The sequence below is a fragment of the Dyella sp. 2HG41-7 genome, from assembly GCF_021390675.1.
Classification (GTDB): domain Bacteria; phylum Pseudomonadota; class Gammaproteobacteria; order Xanthomonadales; family Rhodanobacteraceae; genus Dyella_B.
Map to the genome: position 1 here is coordinate 1925857 of NZ_JAJEJV010000004.1, position 23669 is coordinate 1949525.

Consider the following 23669-nt stretch of genomic DNA (forward strand, 5'->3'; position numbering starts at 1 on the left):
GATGTTCCCTGCAAGCCTTGGCCCCTCACCCCAACCCCTCTCCCCGAAGGGGAGAGGGGCTACGTCATGTTGAGGAGGTAACGCATTATGCTTTCCATCGTCGAAATCGATCTCGGCACACCTGCCGTCAAATCGGAGAAACAGGTCGCGCTGACGATCGACGGCCGCAGCATCAGCGTGCCGGAAGGCACCTCGGTGATGCGCGCGGCCGCGCAGGCGGGCATCGCCATTCCCAAGCTGTGCGCGACCGACATGTTGGAAGCCTTCGGTTCCTGCCGATTGTGCCTGGTGGAAATCGAAGGGCGCAAAGGGTATCCGGCGTCGTGCACCACGCCTGTCACCGAAGGTATGAAAGTCAGTACGCAGACGTCGAAGCTTGCTGATATTCGTCGTGGCGTGATGGAGCTTTATATCTCCGATCACCCGTTGGATTGCCTGACGTGTCCCGCCAATGGTCACTGTGAATTGCAAGATATGGCCGGTGTCGTGGGCTTGCGCGAAGTGCGCTACGGCTACGACGGCGCGAATCATGTTTATGCGCGCATCCCTGCGCGCGAAGATCAAAAAGCGGCCATCCATGGTCGCACTTCTCAAAGGGTCGACAATCCTCTGTTCTCACCGAAGGACGAATCCAACCCGTATTTCACGTTCGATCCGTCCAAGTGCATCGTTTGCTCGCGTTGCGTGCGCGCCTGCGAAGAAGTGCAAGGTACGTTCGCGTTGACCATACAAGGCCGCGGCTTCGAATCGAAGGTGGCGGCCAGCCAGAACGAACGCTTCCTCGATTCCGAATGCGTGTCCTGCGGCGCCTGCGTGCAGGCATGCCCAACCGCCACACTGTCTGAGAAATCGCTGATCGATCGCGGACAAGCGGAACACAGCGTCATTACGACCTGCGCTTACTGTGGCGTCGGCTGCAGCTTCCGCGCCGAAATGAAGGGCGAAGAGATCGTGCGCATGGTGCCCAACAAGGACGGGCACGCCAATCACGGACACTCCTGCGTCAAGGGACGTTTTGCGATCGGTTACGCCACGCATCCCGACCGCATCAAAACGCCGATGATTCGCCACAAAATCAGCGATCCGTGGCGCATCGTCAGTTGGGAGGAAGCCATTGCGCACGTCGCCAGCGAGTTCAAGCGATTGCAGGCGAAGTACGGCAAGTTTTCCATCGGCGGCATTACATCGTCGCGTTGTACCAACGAAGAAACATATCTGGTGCAGAAACTAGTGCGCGCCGGTTTCGGCAACAACAACGTCGATACCTGCGCGCGCGTTTGTCATTCACCCACCGGGTACGGTCTCAAATCCACCATGGGCGAGTCGGCGGGAACGCAGGACTTCGATTCGGTGGAAAAGACCGACGTGATTCTGGTTATCGGCGCCAATCCGACGGACGCGCATCCTGTGTTCGGCTCGCAAATGAAACGTCGCCTGCGTGCTGGCGCAAAGCTGATTGTGATTGATCCGCGCCGCATCGATCTGGTGCGCACGCCGCACGTAAAGGCCGATTTTCACCTCAAGCTCAAACCAGGCACCAATGTGGCGATGCTCGACACCTTGGCGCATGTCATCGTGACCGAAGGCTTGACCGACGAAGCGTTTATCGCAGCGCGATGCGAGCCTGACGCATACAAGAAATGGCACGATTTTGTCGCGCAAGACAAATACAGCCCGGAGGCGATGGAAGCCGAAACGGGCGTTCCCGCCGCTTTGGTTCGTGGCGCAGCACGCTTGTATGCCAAGGGCGGCAACGCAGCCATCTATTACGGCTTGGGCGTAACGGAACACTCGCAGGGGTCTACGGCTGTGATGGGTATTGCCAATCTCGCCATGGCGACCGGCAACATCGGTCGTGAAGGCGTGGGCGTCAATCCGCTGCGCGGTCAGAACAACGTGCAGGGTTCGTGCGATATGGGCTCGTTCCCGCACGAATTTACCGCCTACCGCCACGTCAGCGATCCAGTGGTGCGTGGCTCGTTCGAAGCGGCGTGGGGCGTGCATCTGCATGACGAGCCCGGCTTGCGCATTCCGAATATGTTCGAGGCCGCCATCGACGGTAATTTCAAAGGGCTTTATATCGAAGGCGAGGACATCGCCCAATCCGATCCGAATACGCAACACGTCACTTCGGCCTTGGAGTCGATGGAATGTGTCGTGGTGCAGGATTTGTTCTTGAACGAAACCGCCAAGTTCGCGCATGTGTTCTTGCCAGGCTGTTCGTTCCTGGAGAAGGATGGCACCTTCGTCAATGCCGAACGTCGCGTGTCGCGCGTGCGCAAGGTGATGGAACCGAAGAATGGCTACGCCGATTGGGAAGTGACCCAATTGCTGTCCAACGCCATGGGTTATCCGATGCACTACCAGCACCCGTCGGAGATCATGGATGAAATCGCACAGCTGACACCCACCTTCAACGGCATCAGTTTCGAGAAAATCGATCGTCTCGGTTCGGTGCAATGGCCTTGCAACGACCAGCATCCGGAAGGCACGCCGGTCATGCATGTTGGCGAATTCGTACGCGGCAAGGGCCGCTTCATGCTTACCGAATATGTGCCGACGACGGAGAAGGTCAACGCGAAGCATCCGTTGATTCTCACTACCGGCCGCATCCTTAGTCAGTACAACGTTGGCGCGCAGACGCGTCGCACCGCCAATGTGATGTGGCATGACGAGGACCGCTTGGAAATCCATCCCAACGACGCGGAAGAACGCGGCATCAACGAAAACGATTGGGTCGGCATCGAAAGCCGCGCGGGCCAAACGGTGCTACGCGCACGCATTTCTGAGCGCATGCAGCCGGGCGTCGTCTACACCACATTCCATTTCCCCGGCACCGGCGCGAACGTCATCACGACTGAGAATTCGGATTGGGCCACAAACTGCCCCGAATACAAAGTTACGGCAGTACAGGTGACGCGCGTGAATCAGCCGTCGGAATGGCAAAAACGCTACCAGACGTTTTCCAACGAACAGCAGGCCTTGTTGGATGCAGCCGAATCGCCTTGATAAGCCGGTCGTCGGCAGCGGTTATGTCACTCGCCGCGTGGATCGTTATCGCCGTGGCGAACACGAATCGACGAGTGACACCATCACCGAAGAAGTGCCGGTGGCTATGATCTACAACGACGTACCATTCGCGGTGATGATGGTGACGCCGCTGGATCTGGAGGATTTCGCGCTCGGTTTTTCGTTGAGTGAAGGTCTGATCGCGAAGCCGGAAGAACTCGTTTCCCTGGAAGTGCGCGCGCAACTGGAAGGCATCGAACTGGCGATGCAGGTTTCGTCAAACGCCGTCGAACAACGCGCGGGCGTCGGCGGCGAGCGTTTGTTGCCGGGACGAAGCGGCTGCGGATTATGCGGTGCGCGCATGCTGGAAGATGCCGTACGTCACCCTGCGCCGGTGGGCGAAGGGCCAAAGATTGAGGCTGCAGCGTTGGAACGTGCGCTAGAAACGCTACACGAAGCGCAGCCGGTGAATCGCGCCACAGGTTCCGTGCACGCTGCGGCGTGGGTGGATCGCGACGGCCTCATTGTTTTGGTGCGCGAAGATGTGGGTCGTCACAACGCACTCGATAAGTTGATCGGCGCCATGTCCAAGGACCACATCGATCCAGAGCGTGGTTTTTTGCTCGTCACCAGTCGTGCAAGCTATGAAATGGTGACCAAGGCGGCAAGCGCCGGCATCACCGTTATGGCGGCGATCTCCGCGCCCACCGCCCTGGCGATTCATCTGGCCGAAAGTACGCGCCTCACGCTGATCGGGTTTGCGCGCCCAGGCAGCTATGTTGTTTATAGTCATCCGCAGCGACTGGTTCACGCCGCTAGAGCACCCTTCATATGAACATCGAACGACTCGTCGCCATGGTGAACGACATCAGCCACTATTTTGCGGCAGAACCGGATGGGGCGGCCGGCGTGGAAGGCGTCGCCACGCATCTGAAACGCTATTGGGAGCCGGGCATGCGCAAGCAAATCGTGGCGCATCTTGCAGCGGGCGGCGAAGGTCTGGACCCGCTCGCGAGAAAAGGCGTGGAGAAACTTGCGGAATTGGATCGCAAGCCGCTCGGCGCGTAACGCCGTTCCGATACTAAGAACGTTCGAGGAAAACTCCCGCTTGGACAGCGCGCGACTAGAAAAGGGAATAGCAATAAAACATGTGTGAAGTAGTCTAATTTTTTGTAGATCGCAGCGCACCGAGCCTCACGGCTGGGAAGGGGAGCGAGGCGCATTCAGCGGCCAAGCGGGAGTGCTACGCATATTGAAGTTTCTCCTCCGCAAATAAAATCAGCTTAAAACCTGCAAGTCGTGTGAGGTTTTGCTGATAGGTCCAAACGCCATATCCGTGTTACCACTGAACATCGTCGCCCCACCGCTGGGGCGTCATCAGTGAATGGAACGCCATACAGGCCGGGGAAACGCCTGATATGGCTTTAACGGAGGGCGAGGGAGACATGCTCAGACTTTGGATCGAGAAGCAGTGGCGCGCGCATCGTTGGATGGCGCATGTTGCGGTGGCGCTGGGGTACGCATTGGTGTACATCGCGATAAGGCCGCTTTCCGTCACGTTTTGGCCATTCGCTGCAGGGCTGCGCGTGGCATTTCTGATGCTCACGCCGCGTCGCCACTGGCCAGCGATGGTGGTGGGCGAAGTGTTTCCGCTCACGTATTTCAGTATTCAATGCCTGAGTGACTTGGGGCTCACTTGGGTCATCCTCGATTCCATTCCGCTCATCATTTTTGCTATGCCGGTTATTAGCTGGTTCCGCAATCGTGCTGGATTGTTTCCTACGCCAGGAATGGTCAATCTGACGCGGTTGCTGGCTTGCATGCTAGTGCTTTCAGCGATGTGGGCATCGATCAACTACACCATTCTCTCGACAGTGCGCCTCCCATCCGGTTCTTACGCGATCCCTCCGGGAACGTGGATGAAATATTTCATTGGTACCTATGCTGTTCTGTTATTGGTTGTGCCGTGGATCATCATGATTCGCATTCGAGGGCGAAGATACATCTTGCCACTACTGCCACTGCGTACGCCTATCACGCATCCGCTGGTACGGGATGTCGGGATTGCAGTACTGATCCTGGCGGGGTTGATTGGTTGGTATCGTGTCGCCGACGCGAGCACGCAAGCCACGCCATTAATGGCTCTTTTCCTGCCTGCCGTATGGTTGACGCTAAAGCACGGATGGCGCGCTTCGGTAGTAGGCGGAACGCTTTCTTTGGCCTGTATATGTGCGTTACTTGCTTGGGGCACCGAGCCCTTCAACCAGCAGGCCCAAACGCTGATGGCAATGGCGGTTACCAGCCTGTATTTCTTTGGCGCACGTATTTCCGAGCAAGGGCGCGATTACGGTAGAGCCCAGCAGAATGCACACCAAGACAAAGATGTAGCGCAAAACGCTCTGGCCCTGGGCGAAGAACGCTTGCAGCGAACTGCGCACGCACTGGAGTGTGTAGGCATGCTACTGCGCATGGATTACACCGAAGCGCTGAAATGTTGTGTTGCGCGCGAGGAATGGGAGTACTTCAATAGTCAGGCCGAACGACTGCATCGGCACTTGCAGCACCTTGCTGAAAGCCTGTATCCCAGTGCCTGGCGTGAACGGGGCCTTGGTGCGGCATTGCATGAAACCATCGGCAAGGCACTGCGTGAAGCGGGCATCATTTACGACTGCGATATGGTGGGGCGCGAGTTGCGTTTTCTCAGCCCGGCATTGCAGGCCGCACTCTACCGCGTTGCCTGCGACGCTGTGACGGCGCTCAGTAGCTCACCAGCCTGTACCGCCATTCGGATGGCAATACGTACCGGACGGCGGCAGGGGCGACGCTGGGTGGTTTTGCGCATCCATAGTGTGGAAGACAACCGGCAAGTGGCTTACGCCGTCGCCAATAGTAAACGCGAAGGCGTGGCCGACGTATTAGGTGCCGGCCTTCGCACTGTCGAGGAAGCTCGCAAACTGGTGCTTGTGTTCGACGGACTGTTGGATCTGCGCTCCGTGCCTGACGGCAAGCGTATTTCCATGCTTCTTTGTGATCAGGTGCCAAGCGCGATTATGCCTGCATCGCCGATTCGGCTATGGGTCGAGTGAATCGGTTTGGAACGTTGGGGGCTACTGAATTAGCGAAGCGATATGACCACCTGAGCAGTTAGAAGGCTCGCAGGCCACCATCTGTATTGCAATTTGGATTGTGCCATCACTTTGCGACTCCACCGCTACCATAAGACTTTCGTCCTGATAAGCCACTTCTGTTAAATCAGTTGGCACACTGTCGTTGATGAACGCGACATTCTGCGCATCGACACCAACTGGCAATGCAAACGCAACGCCTTGCGTCTCCGCCACGGCGGCACGCACCGTGCCCTGCAAATCATTCACCTGAATATATCGAATGCCATCCCGTTCAAACCGGTATACGTGCCAACGTGTGCTGGTGCTGACGTCGGGCGCATTCGGCCACGATTGACCGAGCCCGGAGGCGGGTGAGGCATGGTGTGCGGCGACGACTGTCGTCATGCTCAAAGCCATGACAGCGGGAAGAATCATTTTTCGAACAGGGTGGCTAATAGGAGCAAACATGACGTGTCCTCTACGGTGTGGAAGAATTCTTCAACGTCAGAATGAAGCAATCCACGAGGACAACAAAAGACGATTTCTCCGCAAGATTTTGTCCGATTTCATTGTCAGTTTTTGCCCTATTGGGGCTCGCCAATTAGTAGGCGAGCTTCGTTTATCGGCTTGCCGCCTATTGTTGAGTCGGGGAGTTGGAAGCGATTGAACAAGGTGGGTTCGGCGCAAATCCGCGCTGTTCTACAGTTACGATCGCGCTATTCGATAGATGGCGATGTACGTGGTCCGTTCGATGTTGGCACTGTTCAATTTGACAGTGGTGGCAATCCGACTGTTGCGTCTCTCCGGGCGATAAATGCAATAATTTCGAAGGAATTCGGCAGGGATAAAACTGTGAGCTCGATTTATTCGAAGGATGCGGATGCCAGCGAGATCATCGCATTTGCTTTGGACACGTAGAAGAACGTCTCCAAATATCCTTACAGTATTAATCCATTCGGTAAGCACAAATTTAACGTGTGCGACACCTTTGCTCACGACGCTTTCGGGGCTTGTTTAATAAAATGAGTAAATACCTGTTCCACTTCTATAGGGTTGTCTCGCTCTGTCTAACATTTTTTTTGATCTTCCTTGTTATAGATAGATCCCTAGAGGTCGATGACCTTAAGTCGCAGGTTCATCTACAAAAAAATGCCCTAAGTTTTATGCAGGACATAATCAATACTTCACTACCACGGTGCTCCGTGCCGGTCGAGGTGTATGAAAGTGTAATGAAGGAGGATGGCTATGGTGTTCCGAATTGGCGCAGCCAAAGAGCGCTTATTGGGCCTTTTCAGATTGAAAAGGAAAATGATTGTTTGACGCAGATCAAATTAGTCGGATTGAGCAGCTAAGCAAAATAAGGGGCGCAGCGCACTTACATTCCGCATTTCGAGTTACAGATAGTGGACTCTTACCCCTGTTTCATTCGACAACTACAGGGCACGAACTGAAGGAGTACATCGCCATGGATCAAGGGCACTTCGCAATGCATGTCTGCGCTGTTATGAATGAGCGCGCCGCTCCACAACAAAACGAGCTGTTGCAACCAGAAAAGAATAATGCGTACGTCGGGAAAGCATGGATAAGCCTTGTTGTTGGCCTGACGATGATCGTGAGTGCATCGCCCGTGTTCGCTCAAACGGCCAACACCAAGACTACGTATACCTACGATGCGTTGGATCGCCTCACCCAGGTGACCGATCCCAGTGGTCTCGCCACCACCTATCAATACGATGGGTTGTCTGATCCGACCACCCTCACCAGTCCCGACACCGGCGTCACCGCGCGCACCTTTGACGCCGCCGGCAACGTCCTCACCGGCACCGATGCCAACCAGAACACCGTCACCTACACCTACGACGCGCAAAACCGCCGTCTAAGTGCCAGCTACACCGACAGCACCCAAAACATCACCTACACCTACGACGAACCCAACACCGCGACGGGCTGCAGCACGTCCTACCCGATCGGTCATTTAACCCACATCGTCGAGAACGCCGTCACCACCGCGTATTGCTACGACACGCAAGGTCGCGTCACCCGCAAGAGCCAATCCATCACGAGCCCAATCGGTGCCGAAGCGCCTAATTTCGGCAACTGCCCTACAGGCATGGAGTGCGCTAATGATTTCGGCACCACGGCAACGGTTGATATCACCAGTTACGATTACACCGCCGCCGGGCGCCTGAAGAGCATCACTTATCCAAGCGGCGCTCAAGTCACCTACACCCGCGATAGCAATGGCAGAATCCAAAGCGTCAGCATCACGCCCCCAGGCGGTACCGCCACCACGGTGGCGAGTAATGTAACGTATCAACCATTCGGCCCCATCAGCGGTTACACCCTGGGTAACGGCCAAGCGATCACCCGCACCTACGATGCCAACTACCGCCTCACCGACCTGGTCAGCCCGGCCTTCACGCTGCACGTCGCCCGCGATGCGATGGGCGATATCACCGCCATCGGCAACAGCGCCGGCGCCAATCCGGCGACCGAAACCTACAGCTACGATCCGCTGTATCGACTAACCCAGATCACCGAAGCCGATGGCAGCACGCTGGAGAGCGTCACCTATAACCCCACCGGTGATCGCCTCAGCAAGACCGGCAGCGGCCTGGCGACGGGCGCCTACAGCTACAACCCGAACACGCATCAGCTCGTGGCGACGGGTAATGCGGCAAGAACAGTGGATGCCGATGGCAACACCACGGCGATCTCGCAAGCGGGCAGCACGTACGGCTTTGGGTACAACGCGCGCAACCGTATGACGCTCGCGCAGCTCAACCAGAGCACGGTCGCTAACTACACCTACAACGCCGAGGGCGAACGCGTTGCCAAAACTGCCAATGGCACCACGGAGCGCTACAACTACGGACCGAGCAGTCAGCTGCTCAGCGAATACGGAGCGACGAACCGAGAGTACGTGTATCTCGACGGCATCCCGGTCGCAAATCTCGACACGCAAGGGACGACGAGCTCCATTGCGTATGTCACCGCAGACGAACTCGGAACACCACGAGCGATTGCTGACAGCAGCGGTAATACGGAGTGGAGTTGGGCATATCAAGGCAACGCATGGGGTGAGCAGTCACCTACGAGCAATGGATACACCTACAACCCGAGATTCCAGGGGCAATACGCAGATGCGGAAACAGGCCTGAATTACAACGTCAATCGTGACTACGACCCCAATCTAGGTAGATACATCGAAAGCGACACACTCGGTATGTTTGGTGGTCAAAGCAGCACATATGCGTACGTCGATGACAACCCGTTAGACCTTTTCGACCCTCTTGGGTTTGGAGCTTGTACTGTGCTGTACCCTGATTACCCAATAGATACCGGATTCGGCTTTAGGTCTAGCCACCTTGGGGGGCATGGGGCAATTCTGAGTTTCGATTCATCTGGTGAGACGCAATACTATGAATATGGGCGCTATTCGCCGGCAGACCCTGGCGTCATTGGAGCAAAGCTTTCTCAAGAAGATGGAAATGTGAGACGGGGGCCTGTTCCAGATGTAGATGTGGATCCAAAAACTGAGTTACCAACGCAAAAATCAATGGATGCTTTGAGTAAATATCTTTCCAAAAGGTATGGAGAAGGTAGCAAGGCAATGCTGGTCTGCAGCGCAGAACCAGACGCAAAGAAAGTCAATAAATATGCCCAAGATTATGCTAAGGACAAAAACAGACCGAAATATAGTTGGAAACCGTGGTCATCAAATCAATGCCGCGATTTTTCAAACCGAGCTTTTGGAGCAGGGCAATGAGTACGAAAGTGTGGAAAGTGACCACGATATTGCTTGCTTTAGCTTGTGCCGTTTTGACGTATCGTGTGTTTGACCAAGGCGTGACTCGCACATACCTTGACGCCAGTACGGAGCAATGTGCTAAGCACAGCGCGTTACTTGCGAGCATAGTCGAGCACGAATGGTCGGGTTTAACTGAAGAGCAACTAATGCCAAAACTAAAAGCTTATGTTGTATCGCGAACGGATGAGCCGCTTGTTTTAAAGCGGGACCCAGAGACAAACACCATATATCTGGACGGGGTTCGCTTCGAATTTAAAGATGGCAAGCTCGTAAAAGTCCTGTAGAGAACAGAAATGGCGACCCCGTTCTTCGATAAGGAGTGAAACAGGGGGCACCATTTCGCCGCTTGCGTCAAGCGGATAACCGAACGCTCTCCACCATACGGCAATACCAGGCGTAATCGCTCACCGAATCGAGGCGCTCGATGGTTCCGCTTTCGAGCAGAATCGTCATACCTAAAATGGAGCCGATGCCGGGCACGCTTTGTAACCGCCGCAGCTGATCGGGATGCGCAAGGTCTTTGCGCACCCAGTGTTCCAGAACGGCAATGTGATCCTGCAACGTCAGCCACAATTTGAACTGGATCAGCACGCCATAGCGTGTAGCCAGATCCGGAAACAGCACTTCCAATTGCGCCGGCGGCAACCGGCGCAAGGTATTGCTCGACAGTTGTTTGGCGGTGTTACGACTGAAGCTGGATTGGATCGAGAGCATCATGCGAACAGCCTGCCGTACCAACGCAAAGCGGCGTCGCAGCAGATCGCGCGTGGCGCGTTGTTCACGCGGATAGATGTAGCCCTCCGGTAAGAGGCCTAGCCGCATCAGTTGGGCCAGGTGCATGGCATCGGTGTGATCATCGCCGTGTTTGAGACCGTCGTATTGCGGGATCGCGGCGGCATTCACCAGATGCGCGACGTAGCCGCGGTCCATCAGCCCATCAACGAGCCAATACCAGTTATAGGTGGACTCCACCGCCACCCCGACGATTTGGCTTTGGTACGGGGCCAGATCGGCCAAGATGCAGGGTAAATCATTCGTGCGCCGGCTTTGGAACACGGCCTTCCCGCATCATCCATGATCGCCAGCACACTGTTGCTGGAATGAAGGTCGATAGCTGCGTAAAGTGACATCGCTGCCTCCTGTCGCTGAGCGATCGTCGAAACTGTGGTGGTCTCGAACGTACCTCTTCGCGAGGGAGGCGGCGACATGAGTTTTCAGAGTGCGCTTTCATCGTGTGATTTGGCGTTTTTGGTCCGGCCGATCCTGGCTGGTGGCATCTAACCGTTGGGGGCTCTCGCACTTTATCGCTGCGTCTTGTCGGTCACACGCTCATCGCTTTTTCGCTCCCAGCACCGAATAGCGTCAGCAGGAAGATGCAGGGCAGGCGATTCGGGGATGGAGTTTTGGCCGGAGGTAGATACCCATAGGCGTCCCTGGCCGCAGCGAAATCCTAGATGGGTGATGCGTCCTATCACGTGCTTGACTTCTATTGATGCAGGAATCGCATCGATCGACGTATCTCGCGCATCGACGAGGCGAATGGCTTCCGGGTCGATGGTCCAATCGACGTCGCCATTCGCACTGTGCTGGCCGTCGAGCGGAAAAGCGACGGCACCTTCTTGCCATATCAGCCGGCGTGCGCCCGGGGCGCCTTCGATTCTTCCGCGATGCACATTGCGATGCCCTAGCAGTCGAGCGGCTGCTCCGTTGACGGGGTTTGCGTAAACAAGGTCTGGTGGACCGATTTGAATGATGCGTCGGTGGTGCATCAACACTAGCCGATCCGCCACGGCGGCGAGTTGCGGATCGTGGCTTACGGCCAGCGTGGGAATGCCGAACTCGTGGACTTCGCCAATCAGTTCCGCGATGACATCGTCGCGCGTTACCGGGTCCAGCGCGGACGTGGGTTCGTCCAGTAGCAGCAATTGCGGCCTTCGCGCCATGGCGCGTGCCAACGCGACGCGTTGCTGCTGTCCGCCGGACAAGGTCGCCGGGTAGCGTTCGGCAAATTCCGCCATATGCACGCGTTCGAGTAGCGCCATCGCTTGAGCGCGTCGCTGTGCGCCACGTAATGCGAAGGCGACGTTCTGCCACGCATTGAGGTGCGGAAACAGCGCGTACCCCTGTGGCAGATAACCTACCGCGCGATGTTGCGCAGCCATGGCGGAAAATGGCTCGCCTTGCGCTGGCGTCAAACCGGCAATCGCCCGAAGCAAAAGTGATTTGCCTTCGCCGCTTGCGCCCAACAACACGGTAAAACCTTCGACGTCGAAGGCCGCGCTTAACGCGATGGGGTGTTCGATACGGTACTCGATGCGCATCAGAACAAATGCCTGCGGCGCGCGGCCAAGCCAACCAGCAAAGGTAAGGGCATGGCGACAATAAAGAAGACCCACAGCAGCGGATACACCGCGCTTAATCCGATGTTCTGCAAATTCACCCACAGCTTTACCGGGATGCCTTGCGGGTAATACGCCACGATCAGCACGGCGCCGAATTCGCCCAGTGCGCGCACCCAAGCCAGCGCAATTGCCGCCGCCAATCCCAGTCGTGCGAGGGGCAGACTGACGTGAAGAAAACTACGCCACGGCGAATGCCCCAGCGTCAATGCGATCTGTTCCAATTCGCGCGGCACGCTTTCGAATGCGGCTCGTGCGGCGATTACGTAATAGGGGAGCGCGCTATAAAACTGCGCCATGACAAATGCGGGCGCGGAGTTGGTTAGCACCAGCCCCGCGCGTTCGAGCAGACTGCCCGCCGGGCCGTAAGGTCCATACATGGACGCCAACAACAAACCCATCGCGAGCGGCGGCGTCAGCAGCGCGAGAAGCAGCAGCGCATCGATCAACCATCGGCCGTGAATGGGGTAACGCGCAAGCCACCATGCCAGTGGCGTACCGAGCGCGATTATCAAGACGAGGGCGACGATGCTGTAAATAAGCGAAACGCCAATGGCGCTACCGTCCCCATCGGCAAAGCCGAATTGATGCCACGGCGTACCCAGCGCAAGCCCGACAAAGGGCGCGATCAAAAGCAGCAGTGTTACGCCGCTCACCCATACTGGAAGTTGCGCTTTAGCGTTGCTCATCCGCACGACTCTTGGACGCGCCGATTACAGTGTAAAGCGAATTCATAGACTGTTTCCGCGCGGCGCGCTGTAACCGTGCTCGCGCAACAAAGCTTGTCCCTGAGAGCTTTGCAAGTAGTCGACGAACGCACGTGCCAAGTCAGACTGTTGCGCATTGGTCAACGCGCCGGCGTAGAAAACCAATGGCTGCACATGCAACGTCTTGCCATTTGGCAGCGCGACGGATGCGCGGTCGTACCACGGGGCTTGCATATCCGGATTGCCAAGGTTGATTTCATCGGGCAGGGCGATCGTTGGGAGATGATGCGACTGCGCCGCGCTCAGGTAACCGATAGCGACATCGATTTGTCCGGCTTCCAGTCGCGACATGAGCGATGGCTCGGTAAAGATCTGCGCGGGGTTCTGCGGCGATCCGGTGATGGCTTTTAGTAAATCGGGCTTGTGGTAGTAATTCGAGGCGAGCTGCAAGGCCAGCAGCACGTTTGCGCCTTGCGGATCGACTGCGGGATCGGTGCGTCCCAAACGAATGCCGGATTCGCTCAATACGTCGTACCATTTTTTCTGGCCATGCGACGCGGCATCCAAATCGTGAGCAAATCGGCTGTGAGGACTGTAGATCACCACCATCTGCGTGCTGGCTACGGGCGTGCCGGCCGTTACCAGTCCGGCTTGCTTAAGCACCTGCATGGGGCCTGGCGTGATGGTGACGAAAACATCTGCTTGCAATTGATGCGCAGCCAGCAGGCGCGCTAAAGCATATGAACCTTGGCCGATACCTTGATACGTGGCCTGATGCGCTTTGGCGAAATCGGGGCCGACAGCGTTGTCCATGACCACGCCCATGGAGCCGGCGTAGGCGACGCGCAACACGGGAGCAGTCTGTGCGTAGGCGCATACGCCGATCAGACTCAGAAAGGCAGCAAGCAGCGACCACTTCTTCAAGAGCGTTCTCCTTCTGACGATTTGTGCAGTCGTTTGCGCGTGCTGTCGCGAACATCGATGTCGAACAGTATTTCTAATGCGTCGTCGTGCGGGGTTGGAAGCGAGAACTGCAGTCCATCGCGTGAGGGAAGGCGTTCGCTTAGCGCGCGCACCTCGGCACTGGGCAGATCGATCAGCCACGTCGCGTCGTCACGGCGCCATGCGATTTTCGAGGTGAGGCGGAGTCCCTGCGTTTCGATACGTCCATCGGGAAGCGTGGTGCGATTCTGTACGGTGTCGCCGGACAAAAGCCGAGCCAGTTCGGCTTCGTCGATGCGAAGTCGCAAGCTTTGGCCCTCCAGTTGCACCCTCATGCAATTACCTCCTGCCAGGTTTCTTCCGTGTTGCAGTCGATCAACTGCTTCGCCTCGTCGTCGGAAAGAGCGATTTCAACCATGCCGATCCGTTCTTGCAGCGCTCGCAGCGATCGGTCGCGCTTGTCGGTTGCAACGATCAACGCATTCAATGCGCCTCGACTACTCGCATTCAGCCGAAGACGCATGGGCAGAACACGATTAACGAACCGCGCACACGCGGCATTGCGCTCGGCATCGAGCAAGCGTTGCAGCAACGATGCCTGCAGCCGCGGCATATCGACTGGAACGATGAGCAGATCGCCGTCGTCGCATGCCGCCGCGATGCTAGCGATACCGCCGATGGGGCCGGCGAGAGGAACGAGATCGGCGACGCCGTGATAGTCGGGACGACTGCCGCTGACTTTCACCTCGTTCGCGCCCGCCGCTTTCAGCAGCGCGATTTGATGTTCGATCAACGGCCGCCCATGCCATGGAAGCAATGCTTTGTCGCGCCCCATGCGCGAGGAAAGCCCGCCAGCGAGCACTACGCCGATACAGCGCGCTGGCTCAATGGCTGTGGTCATGCACGTCTCCGCGCAGGGTGGCGGCGTGTTCGGCCTCGCGTTGTTCATCGCATAACGAGCAACCTTCGCTCCAGGCGCTGTCGCCGTCGATGTAGTGTTCCTGTTTCCAGATCGGCGCTTCGTGCTTTACCGCTTCGATGGCAAGACGACAGGCGCGGAACGCTTCGTCGCGATGCGGTGTGCCGGCTGCGACGATCACGGCTACATCGCCGATGCGCAGATCGCCTTTGGCGTGCGCGATGTACAGTTTCATAGGTCCGCCGATTTCCGCGCGGGCGCGCGCATCGATCGCTTCGAAGGTGCGCAGCGCCAACGGCTCGAACAGGTCGTAGCTGATGCCGGTCACGATACGGCCGAGATTGTGCTCGCGCACTTTGCCGATAAAGATATCGATGCCGCCGAAGCGTGGATCGGAAACAAAATCCAGGGCTGTCGCAGGGTCCAGCGCCGCTTCACTTATATCGACAACCGCTGTGTAGAGATCTGTCATGCGCGTATCTCTCAGCCTCCACTCACTGGCGGCAATATCGCCAGCTTTCCGTTGTCGGGAAGCGTGCGGTGGTTGTGCAGAATTTCATCGTCGCTGGCGAACGCGGAGCGTTGCACGAGGTTTGCGCTGATATGCGGAGCATGTTCTCGAAGATGCTCGCGCAACAGATCGCGCAGAGTCGCAATCGTGCACACGTCGGGTGCATCCAGTTCAATGAAACCGCGTGCGTCCGCATCGCGTAAGGCGCCGAACAAGGCGATGCGCACTTTCATGGCGTGGCCTCGTACGGCAATGGAAATTCGAAATGACCGACGCCGTAAACATCCACCAACGCGCCGGCGAGTAGGGCATCGACGTCGGCCGGCACAACTGCCCAAGCATTGGCGTCAGCCAGCGGACGGATGCGGTAAGACTCTTGGCCGTCGAGCACCTCCACCGCAAGACGGCCTTCCGCGTCGATGTGCATGCGGCTCTTGAGGTGAAAACGCAGACGCGGTTTCTTGCTGTATGCCTTGCTCAAGGGGATGCGTCGCGGCGTTTCCGATGGAATGCCAAGCATGACTCGCAATGCCGGCTCGACAAAGAATCGCAGGCCGACCGCCACCGCAATCGGATTGCCGGGCAATCCAAAGAGCAATACGTTGTTGGGAAGCTGGGCAAACAGCAGCGGTTTACCGGGGCGTATCGCCACTTTATGAAAGAGCGTTTTCGCACCGAGACGTTCCAGCGCTTGCGGTACGAAATCGTAGCGGCCCATCGACACAGCGCCGCTGGTGACGATGATCTTGGCGCCCGCATTCAACGCGCGATGCAAAGCCGATTCGAACGCGACGGCATCGTCGCCCACCGTTTCGACATGCACGACTTCGGCGCCTGCCAAGGGCAGGCGCGCAGCGAGAAAGGGGCCGTTGGAATTGCGGATTTGGCCGGACGCCAAGGTTTGCGAAGGATCGTCGACCAACTCGCGCCCCGTGCAGAGCACGGCGACGCGCGGGCGCTCTGCGACCGGTACCTTCGCCACGCCAAGCGCGGCAAGCAACATGACATGTTGCGGCTGCAGAACGGTGCCGGCATCGAGCACGTTTTCGCCGCGAGCGACATCGGAACCCGCCGTGCGCACGTTTTGTCCGGATGCGACATCCGCCAATAGTCGAACGCGTGCGCCAGACGCCAATCGTTCTGTCTGCTCGACCGGAATAACGCGGTCCAGACCGTCGGGCATGCGTGCGCCAGTCATGATTTCCCACGCGCCATACTGGGCATGGCGAATGCCATCGCCGGCGGCTTGTTCACCCTCAACATCCAGTTCCGTACCGGCATGAAGCGTGGATGCACCGCGCAACGCAAAACCATCCATGGCGGAATTGTCGAACGGCGGCAAGTCGACCGCGCTGACGATAGGGGTGGCCAATACGCGACCGAGGCATGTCGCGATCGAACACTCTTCCGTGCCGCGCCTTGCGCTTGCATCGAGCACGATGCGCAACGCCTGTTCGTAAGCGAGCGTGTCCTGACTCATCCGTGACCTCCGCCCTCGGCCATGCTCAATGCATGCGCGAGGATCGGCGCAAGGATATCCATGCCTTGCGCCACCGCTTTGGCGCTACCGGGTAGCGCGATGATCAGCGTGGTGCCGACCAGCACGGCGCTTGCGCGGCTAAGCCAGGCCATCGTGGTGTGCTGGCTGCTTTCGCTGCGGAAAAGCTCGCCGATACCGTCGATGTGTCGATCCGCGATCATTTCCAACGCTTCGGGCGTGCGGTCGCGCGGACCAAGGCCGGTGCCACCCGTGCAGAGAATCAAGCGCATGCCGACGGAAGAAAGTTGCAGCAGGCGCGCGGCGAGCGGTTCCGGATCGTCGGGACGCAATTCCGCATCGTCCACGACCGCGCCGAGTTCGCGCAGGCGTTCCACCAACAGTGGACCTGCGGTGTCCGTGTAATCGCCGCGGCTGGCGCGATCGCTGAGCGTGATGACAGCCGCGGTGATGGTATCCAGCTTGGCCATCGCGCGCGGTTTGTAGTGATCGCGCTCCGCTTCGCTCATGCCTTCCGGATGCATCCACAAGCCTTTTTTGCCGCCTTCTTTGAAAAGCAAACGCACGCCGCCATAAGACAGTGCAGGTTCCACCGGCTTAGTCAGATCGTAAAGCGTAAGTAACGCCGCACTGACGCCCGCGAGCGCTTCCATCTCGACGCCGGTGCGCGCAAATGTCGCGACTTCACAATACACGCGAATCGCATGGCGCTCGTCGATCGGCTCGCAACGCAGATTGATGTATTCCAACGGCAGCGGATGGCAAAGCGGCATCAGTTGTGATGCGTTCTTTGCGCCTTGCAGCCCAGCGATTTCCGCCATGGTGATGGCGTCGCCTTTGGGTAGGCGGCGTTCGACGATTTGCGCAAAGGCTGATGCACCTGCGCTCAATTCTCCGACTGCCACAGCGCGACGTGCAGTTACGCGTTTATGGCGCACATCCGCCATATGAAAGTGGGCGCGTTCCTCGCGCTCGTGCATGGATCAGCCTCCGGTAGACGCAAGATGAGGAGTAATGCCGGTGCGGCCTTCGTGCAGGAAATGTCCTTGCTCTTTGCGGCCGATCTGACCGCCGATGGCGCGCACCAGGTCGTCGATCTGATCGTCCGACTGGAGCAGCGGGCGCAGCGGGATGCCGAATTCGCCGAACAGGCACAAACGCAAGTCACCTGTTGCGGTGACGCGCAGGCGATTGCAACCTGCACAGAAATCTTTGGAGTAGGGCGCAATGATGCCGATGCGGCCGGCGTAATCCGGGTGACGGTATTCGCGTGCGGGACCGGCGTCGACGGCGCGTGGAAGTGCTTGCCAACCCGATTCGAGCAATTGCGTTTCCAGCGTTTCGGCGCGCACGTGGTGATCGCGGAAGAACGGCAGGTTGTCGCCGGTTTGCATCAGTTCGATAAAGCGCACGCCGACGCGCCGATCGCGCAAATAATCCAGCCATTCCGGCAATGCGTTGTCGTTCACATCGCGCAACAGCACTGCATTGAGCTTGACCGATGATAAGCCGGCCTCCAGCGCCATATCGACGCCGTGCAAGATATCGTCGAGCCGATCATGACCGGTAATGCGCGCAAACGTGGCGCGATCGAGACTGTCGACGCTGACGTTGATGGTGTTGAGGCCAGCATCCATCCACTCGTGCAGTCGGCGGGTGAGCAGGCTGCCGTTGGTGGTCATGGCGAGTTTGGTGATGCCGGGTACCGCAGCGGCAGTGCGTAGAATCTCGGTGAGATCGTGACGCACGCTGGGTTCGCCGCCGGTGATGCGCAGCTTGTGCATGCCCATTTCGGTGAAGCCACGGAGCAGGCGCGTTATTTCCGGCAGGGAAAGCGCGGACGGCGCTTTCGTATCCGCGTGATAGCCGTGCGGCAAGCAGTACGTGCAACGGAAATTGCACGCAGGGATCACCGACAAGCGTAAATACGGAAACCGGCGGCCATAGCGGTCTGCCAGCGGGGACATGTTTTTGCTCCTTTCCAAGCCGGGAGGCAAACGCGTTTCCGCGCTTACCCTGGTGATCTTCGATCACGGACGCCAAGCCGTAGTCCCTTGCGGGAACCGTAGGCCGGACGCCTCGGAGTTGTGGTTACAACGCATTGTAACTATCCCCGGATTAGGGGGATACGTCCATGAGATTTTGAACAGATTGAACGCTTTAACGCCATCAGATCGGGCTTATCTTCTCCGTACTGCCTAAAACGCCGAATTTGACGTTCGCTCAGTTGTTTCGGATATCCCGCGCCACGCTGGCCAGCCGATCCCGATGGGCCTGGATCAAGCTAAGCTGACCGAGCACCAAACGCGCCGTTTCGTCGTTTATGCCGTTTGCGTGCGGCGTCATGCTTTTTTCGGCCTCGTCGTCCGGTGACGAGACGGGTGTCGTGGCTAGCAGGGTATCGGCCAGGTACTCCAACTGGGTCACGATCAGGTTGCCGGCCAGCGTCACGGTGTCGCGTGCTTGCGCGCTTTCAATCTCTTGCCGATGCGCGCCCAGTGCGGAAATATGCCCCAGCATGGTGTGGGCGATGGTCAGAAAGCGCAGCAGATCCTCATGGTTTCGACGTTGTCTGCCCGGCTCGCGCAGCATATTGGCGAGCATTCCGCTGAGCGTGGCATCGGCGTTGTGCGCTTCGCGTCGTGCGATGCGATAAGCAAGATCGTCGCGCTTACCGTGCACGTATTGGGCGATGATTTGTTGCAGATAGCGGGCATCATTGCGCAGCGTGTTGGCGAGCACCTGATCGAGTTGGCGACCCTGCCAGTCCGGCAACACAAGATAGATCGCCAACGCCGAGATGGCGGCGCCGATCAGGGTGTCGAGCAGTCGCGGCCACATCACTTCGTAACCGTTGCCCGCTTCGTTGAAGCAAAGCACGACGAACACGGTGATGGACACGGTGGCAAGTGTGTAACGCCGCAATCGCGCTGCGAAAAAGATCACGGCCGAAAGCACGATCAGCAACCATTGCCAGGGCGTTGCGGGCAGCAGATGCAAAACGGCCCAACCAAGAACCACGCCCATCACGGTGCCCGATATGCGTTGCAGCATGCGTGCGAGCGTGGCGCCGTAACTTGGCTGGCAAATTAGCAGCGTAGTTAGAAGAATCCAGTAACCGTGACGCATATGTCCGATATGCAAGACGGCATAGCCGGCCATCAATGCCACGGCAAGGCGAACCGCATGCCGGAATCGCGACGACCGTGTCGTAAGCTGGATGGTGACGCGATCCCATGCTTCGCGCAGCGATTGCGGTCCTGGGTTTTGCAATGCGCTTTCGTTGTTGTCCAGCGGGGCGGTCGGGGCGCCTTCATTGTCCAGTAGCGTTTGAATGGCCCCGATGTTACGCAGCAGTGCGTCGAGCGAACGGAGAAGTTGTTCGGAGGTTTGCGACGCGCCGCGCACGGCATAAATAGCCGCGCGTAAATCGTTCTGCGCGGCGTGCAAATCGGTGGCGTTTGGCAGTGACGTGCGCAACCGCAGCGCGTGGGCTTGTTCGCGACACTGTTGGGCTTGCAGGCGCAACATGTGCTCGCAGCGAAACAGCACATCGCTGTGATAGAACGCGTCGGCCAGCTCCGGGTACGGATAATGCGAGGAACTGATGCGTTCGTGGATGTCTTGCGCTTTGAAATAGAGCTGTAGACGCGCCGCGGTAGCGCCGCGAGGGCGGCGCATGCCGATGCGATCGATCAGCACGATGCGCGTATCGTTCAGCGCATCGACCACTTGCTCGTTCTGCATCGCCAGCGTCAGCAGCAGCGCATCGCGGTCGATCCCCTGTACCGGGGTAAAGAGCGCCGATTTGGTTTCCAAATAGTCGCCCAAGGCGTCGAAGACGCGGGCGAGCGCGTGTCGCACGGCGAGTTGCGGCGACAGCACGCTCCACAGCAGCGAAAGTGCGCCATACCAGGCGGCGCCGGCGAGCAATTGCATGGGTTCGCTAAGCGGGTTTGTCAGTGGCGCCGGCTGGTCCGCGCCGAGCATGGTGTAGATGGCAAGGATCAGCGTGCCGCCTGCGATCGTGGCGTATCGCGGGCTCACCGAACCCAGCATCACCAACACGAACGTGATGACCGGCATCGCGACGGCAAAGGCCAGCGGGTGAGGCTGTAGCCATTCGACGGCGAACGCGACGCCGGCAAAGCAAAACAAGGTGATAAGCAGGGCGCCGAAGCGGCTGCGCCAATGATCCTCGGTCTCGGCGAGCGCACAGGCGATGACGCCCAGCATCGCAGGAACCGTGGCCGCCACATGATCGCGCCAGAGGCAAAACACGATGACCCCGCCCAGCGCGAGCAACACGCGCTGGCATTCGGCAAGCCGATCCGAGCCGCGTAAACGGCGCCAATAGTGGAGTAGGGAGATGCTGGAGGGCATGGGGCAAGCTTACATGCTGCTTCGCACCATTTTAGCCCTGCGCGAGGTGAATGGGGTCACATGATGCGCATTGCTCTGCGGGCATGGGTTAGATTGATGCTTCCTCATCGTCATCAATCCCCATGCCGACCACCAACAACGCCTCCTCCGAAGCGTTCGAGCTATGTGGCGTCAGCAAGCGCTATGGCACGTTTACGGCGCTGGACAACGTCTCGCTGCGCTTTCCCACTGGCCATACGGTGGCGCTGATCGGTAGTAGTGGTTCCGGCAAATCGACCCTGCTGCGCATGCTGCTCGGTCTGGAATGGCCGGATAGCGGCGAGGTTCGCGTGGATGGACAGGTACTTGAGCCCGCGCAGGTGCTGTCGCTGCGCCGGCGGGTCGGTTACGTGATTCAGGAAGGCGGTTTGTTTCCGCATCTGACGGCGCTGGGTAACTTGGCGTTATTGCCGCATCACCTGGGGTGGAGCAAGGGCCGCATTCGTCAGCGTGCGGAAGAATTGTCTGCGCTGACCCACCTGCCATCAAGCGTATTGGAGCGTTATCCGGTGGAGTTGTCAGGCGGCCAGCGCCAGCGCGTCGCGTTGATGCGCGGACTGATGCTCAACCCCGATGCGTTGCTGCTGGACGAGCCGCTGGGCGCGCTCGATCCGATAGTCCGGCACGAATTGCAGGATGAGTTGAAAGCCATCTTCGAGCAGTTGGGGAAAACCGTCGTCGTGGTTACGCACGATATTGCCGAAGCGGCGTGGTTCGCCGATCGCATCGTGCTGATGCGTCACGGCAAGGTCGTGCAGGACGGCCGATTGAAAGATCTTTGCGAGCATCCTGCTGATCCGTTCGTTACACGTTTCGTGGAAGCGCCTCGCACCTTGCGAGGGTTATCGCCATGAAGCATGCGTGGCTGCTCGCGGTGCTGCTGCTATGCCTGCCTGTATGGGTGTGCGCGGCACCGATACGCATCGGCTCCAAGCAATTTACCGAATCCGTGATTCTGGGAGAAATCGCACGACTTTCGGCGCGGCAAAACGGCGTAACGGCGCTGCACCAGCGTGAACTTGGCGGCACGGCGATTCTTTGGAGCGCACTCCAACACGGCGATATCGACGCCTATCCCGAATACACCGGCACGATTACGCACGAGCTGCTGAAACACGTCGCGCCAGACGCCGATATCCCAACGCTGCGCGCGGCGCTCAAGCCGCTCGGCATCGGCATCACCGATTCGCTCGGATTCAACGACACCTACGCCATCGGCATGCGCGAGGATCGTGCGGCGCAACTGGGCATTCGGCGTTTGTCGGATCTCGTCGCGCATCCGGAATTGCGGTTCGGCTTTTCGAACGAATTTATGGATCGCAGCGATGGCTGGCCGGGTCTTCGCCAGCGTTACGGGCTTGCGCAGACGCAGGTGCGCGGCCTGGATCACGCGCTGTCGTATCGCGCGCTGGCAAGCAATGCGGTGGACGCCATCGATCTCTACAGCACCGATGCGGAAATCCCTTATTACCACCTTCGTACGCTCGATGACGACAAGCATTATTTCCCGCGCTATGACGCGGTGTATCTGTATCGACTCGATTTGACGCAACGCTCGCCAGCTTTTGTCGAGGTGTTGGACAAACTGGCCGGTCGGATCGATGTAGACGCCATTCGGCAAATGAACGCCATGGTGAAATTGCACGGCGTAAAAGAAACCGTCGTCGCCGCCGACTTTCTGGGCGTGCAGCCCGATAGCGATGGCAGCGGCATGGTAGGGCGGCTGTGGCAACGCACCCTCGAACATTTGCGTTTGGTGTTGGTATCGCTGATCGCCGCCATGTTGATCGCCGTGCCGCTCGGTGTGTTTTCCGCGCGTTCCAAACGGCTTGGTCACCTGATCATGGCTGCCAGCGGCGTGTTGCAAACGGTTCCGTCGTTGGCGATGTTCGTTTTCATGATTCCCGTGTTCGGCATTGGCACGTGGCCAGCGGTCGCGGCGCTGTTTCTGTATAGCTTGCTGCCGATCGTGCGCAATACGTATACGGGGCTTGCCGGCATTCAGCCAGATCTGCGCGAATCCGCGGCTGCGCTGGGTTTGCCGCGCGGCGTGCGGTTGCGCCGCGTAGAGCTGCCGATGGCGATGCGCTCCATTCTTGCCGGTATCAAAACCGCTGCCGTGATCAACGTCGGCACCGCGACGCTGGGCGCGTTGATTGGCGCCGGTGGCTACGGACAACCGATCGTCACTGGTATTCGGCTGGACGATATTGGGCTGATTTTGGAGGGGGCGATACCCGCCGCGTGCATGGCCTTGCTTGTGCAAGGTTTGTTCGAAGGTGTGGAGCGGTGGCTAACGCCGCGCGGTATGCGACTTGAGGCGCGACAATAATTCGTGGTTAGT

21 protein-coding genes and 1 riboswitch are annotated in these 23669 nt (G+C 58.3%); of the genes, 8 read left to right on the forward strand and 13 right to left on the reverse strand.

The features are described from left to right. The first annotated feature begins 87 nt into the window (after window positions 1-87). From fdhF to L0U79_RS09975, 4 genes are all read left to right on the forward strand, one after another. Entirely contained in the window at window positions 88-3009 is a 2922-nt protein-coding gene (gene fdhF / locus L0U79_RS09960; protein ID WP_233842095.1) for a formate dehydrogenase subunit alpha, read from the forward strand. Beyond that, window positions 2990-3844, forward strand: coding sequence for a formate dehydrogenase accessory sulfurtransferase FdhD (gene fdhD / locus L0U79_RS09965; RefSeq protein WP_233842097.1), 855 nt, complete (start codon window positions 2990-2992; stop codon window positions 3842-3844). The genes fdhF and fdhD overlap by 20 nt, the downstream gene beginning before the upstream one ends. Then, window positions 3841-4077: a formate dehydrogenase subunit delta gene (locus tag L0U79_RS09970; RefSeq protein ID WP_233842099.1), complete on the forward strand. Its 237-nt coding sequence runs from the start codon at window positions 3841-3843 to the stop codon at window positions 4075-4077. The genes fdhD and L0U79_RS09970 overlap by 4 nt, the downstream gene beginning before the upstream one ends. Before the next feature lie 377 nt (window positions 4078-4454). Further along, on the forward strand, window positions 4455-6095 hold the full coding sequence (locus tag L0U79_RS09975) for an MASE1 domain-containing protein (protein ID WP_233842101.1): 1641 nt from the start codon (window positions 4455-4457) through the stop codon (window positions 6093-6095). Window positions 6096-6116: 21 nt separating this feature from the next. On the opposite strand, the gene L0U79_RS09980 is transcribed toward L0U79_RS09975, so the two are convergent. After that, window positions 6117-6584: a hypothetical protein gene (locus L0U79_RS09980; protein ID WP_233842103.1), complete on the reverse strand. Its 468-nt coding sequence runs from the start codon at window positions 6582-6584 to the stop codon at window positions 6117-6119. A 997-nt stretch (window positions 6585-7581) separates the two neighbouring features. On the opposite strand from L0U79_RS09980, the gene L0U79_RS09985 reads away from it, so the two are divergent. Together L0U79_RS09985 and L0U79_RS09990 are read left to right on the forward strand one after the other, a co-directional pair. Continuing rightward, window positions 7582-9885: an RHS repeat-associated core domain-containing protein gene (locus tag L0U79_RS09985; RefSeq protein WP_233842105.1), complete on the forward strand. Its 2304-nt coding sequence runs from the start codon at window positions 7582-7584 to the stop codon at window positions 9883-9885. After that, window positions 9882-10211: an Imm58 family immunity protein gene (locus L0U79_RS09990; protein WP_233842107.1), complete on the forward strand. Its 330-nt coding sequence runs from the start codon at window positions 9882-9884 to the stop codon at window positions 10209-10211. The genes L0U79_RS09985 and L0U79_RS09990 overlap by 4 nt, the downstream gene beginning before the upstream one ends. Window positions 10212-10278: 67 nt before the next feature. Here L0U79_RS09990 and L0U79_RS09995 read toward each other — a convergent pair whose 3' ends face one another. The 12 genes from L0U79_RS09995 to yccS form a co-directional block, all read right to left on the reverse strand. After that, window positions 10279-10944: a transposase gene (locus tag L0U79_RS09995; RefSeq protein WP_233842109.1), complete on the reverse strand. Its 666-nt coding sequence runs from the start codon at window positions 10942-10944 to the stop codon at window positions 10279-10281. A gap of 284 nt (window positions 10945-11228) precedes the next feature. Continuing rightward, window positions 11229-12248, reverse strand: coding sequence for an ABC transporter ATP-binding protein (locus L0U79_RS10000; RefSeq protein ID WP_233842111.1), 1020 nt, complete (start codon window positions 12246-12248; stop codon window positions 11229-11231). After that, window positions 12248-13015 (reverse strand): ABC transporter permease subunit, encoded by a 768-nt coding sequence (locus L0U79_RS10005; protein WP_233842113.1) that lies wholly within the window; start codon window positions 13013-13015, stop codon window positions 12248-12250. Before L0U79_RS10005 ends, L0U79_RS10000 begins: the two co-directional genes overlap by 1 nt. 42 nt (window positions 13016-13057) lie before the next feature. Beyond that, window positions 13058-13957, reverse strand: coding sequence for an extracellular solute-binding protein (locus L0U79_RS10010; protein WP_233842115.1), 900 nt, complete (start codon window positions 13955-13957; stop codon window positions 13058-13060). Then, on the reverse strand, window positions 13954-14310 hold the full coding sequence (locus tag L0U79_RS10015; protein ID WP_233842117.1) for a hypothetical protein: 357 nt from the start codon (window positions 14308-14310) through the stop codon (window positions 13954-13956). The genes L0U79_RS10010 and L0U79_RS10015 overlap by 4 nt, the downstream gene beginning before the upstream one ends. Next, the gene (locus tag L0U79_RS10020; RefSeq protein WP_233842118.1) at window positions 14307-14876 is read right to left on the reverse strand and encodes a molybdenum cofactor guanylyltransferase; all 570 of its coding nucleotides are present in this window, start codon (window positions 14874-14876) and stop codon (window positions 14307-14309) included. Before L0U79_RS10020 ends, L0U79_RS10015 begins: the two co-directional genes overlap by 4 nt. Continuing rightward, window positions 14860-15366 (reverse strand): molybdenum cofactor biosynthesis protein MoaE, encoded by a 507-nt coding sequence (locus tag L0U79_RS10025; protein WP_233842120.1) that lies wholly within the window; start codon window positions 15364-15366, stop codon window positions 14860-14862. Before L0U79_RS10025 ends, L0U79_RS10020 begins: the two co-directional genes overlap by 17 nt. Before the next feature lie 11 nt (window positions 15367-15377). Then, a complete protein-coding gene (locus tag L0U79_RS10030; RefSeq protein ID WP_233842122.1) occupies window positions 15378-15638 on the reverse strand; it encodes a MoaD/ThiS family protein in 261 nt (86 codons plus the stop codon). After that, window positions 15635-16885: a gephyrin-like molybdotransferase Glp gene (gene glp / locus L0U79_RS10035; protein WP_233842124.1), complete on the reverse strand. Its 1251-nt coding sequence runs from the start codon at window positions 16883-16885 to the stop codon at window positions 15635-15637. Before glp ends, L0U79_RS10030 begins: the two co-directional genes overlap by 4 nt. Beyond that, window positions 16882-17883 carry a bifunctional molybdenum cofactor biosynthesis protein MoaC/MoaB gene (moaCB, locus tag L0U79_RS10040; RefSeq protein WP_233842126.1) on the reverse strand — a complete coding sequence of 334 codons (1002 nt, stop codon included), beginning with the start codon at window positions 17881-17883 and terminating at the stop codon, window positions 16882-16884. The genes glp and moaCB overlap by 4 nt, the downstream gene beginning before the upstream one ends. Window positions 17884-17886: 3 nt before the next feature. Next, window positions 17887-18870: a GTP 3',8-cyclase MoaA gene (moaA, locus tag L0U79_RS10045; RefSeq protein WP_233842128.1), complete on the reverse strand. Its 984-nt coding sequence runs from the start codon at window positions 18868-18870 to the stop codon at window positions 17887-17889. Further along, window positions 18862-19000: riboswitch (molybdenum cofactor riboswitch) on the reverse strand. It overlaps the preceding gene by 9 nt. 126 nt (window positions 19001-19126) lie before the next feature. Continuing rightward, window positions 19127-21286: a YccS family putative transporter gene (gene yccS, locus L0U79_RS10050; RefSeq protein ID WP_233842129.1), complete on the reverse strand. Its 2160-nt coding sequence runs from the start codon at window positions 21284-21286 to the stop codon at window positions 19127-19129. Window positions 21287-21408: 122 nt separating this feature from the next. Between yccS and L0U79_RS10055 the strand changes: the two genes are divergently transcribed. Together L0U79_RS10055 and L0U79_RS10060 are read left to right on the forward strand one after the other, a co-directional pair. After that, the gene (locus L0U79_RS10055) at window positions 21409-22179 is read left to right on the forward strand and encodes an ABC transporter ATP-binding protein (protein WP_233842131.1); all 771 of its coding nucleotides are present in this window, start codon (window positions 21409-21411) and stop codon (window positions 22177-22179) included. After that, complete coding sequence (locus L0U79_RS10060; RefSeq protein WP_233842133.1) at window positions 22176-23657, forward strand: glycine betaine ABC transporter substrate-binding protein; 1482 nt, start codon at window positions 22176-22178, stop codon at window positions 23655-23657. Before L0U79_RS10055 ends, L0U79_RS10060 begins: the two co-directional genes overlap by 4 nt. The last annotated feature ends 12 nt before the right edge of the window (window positions 23658-23669 follow it).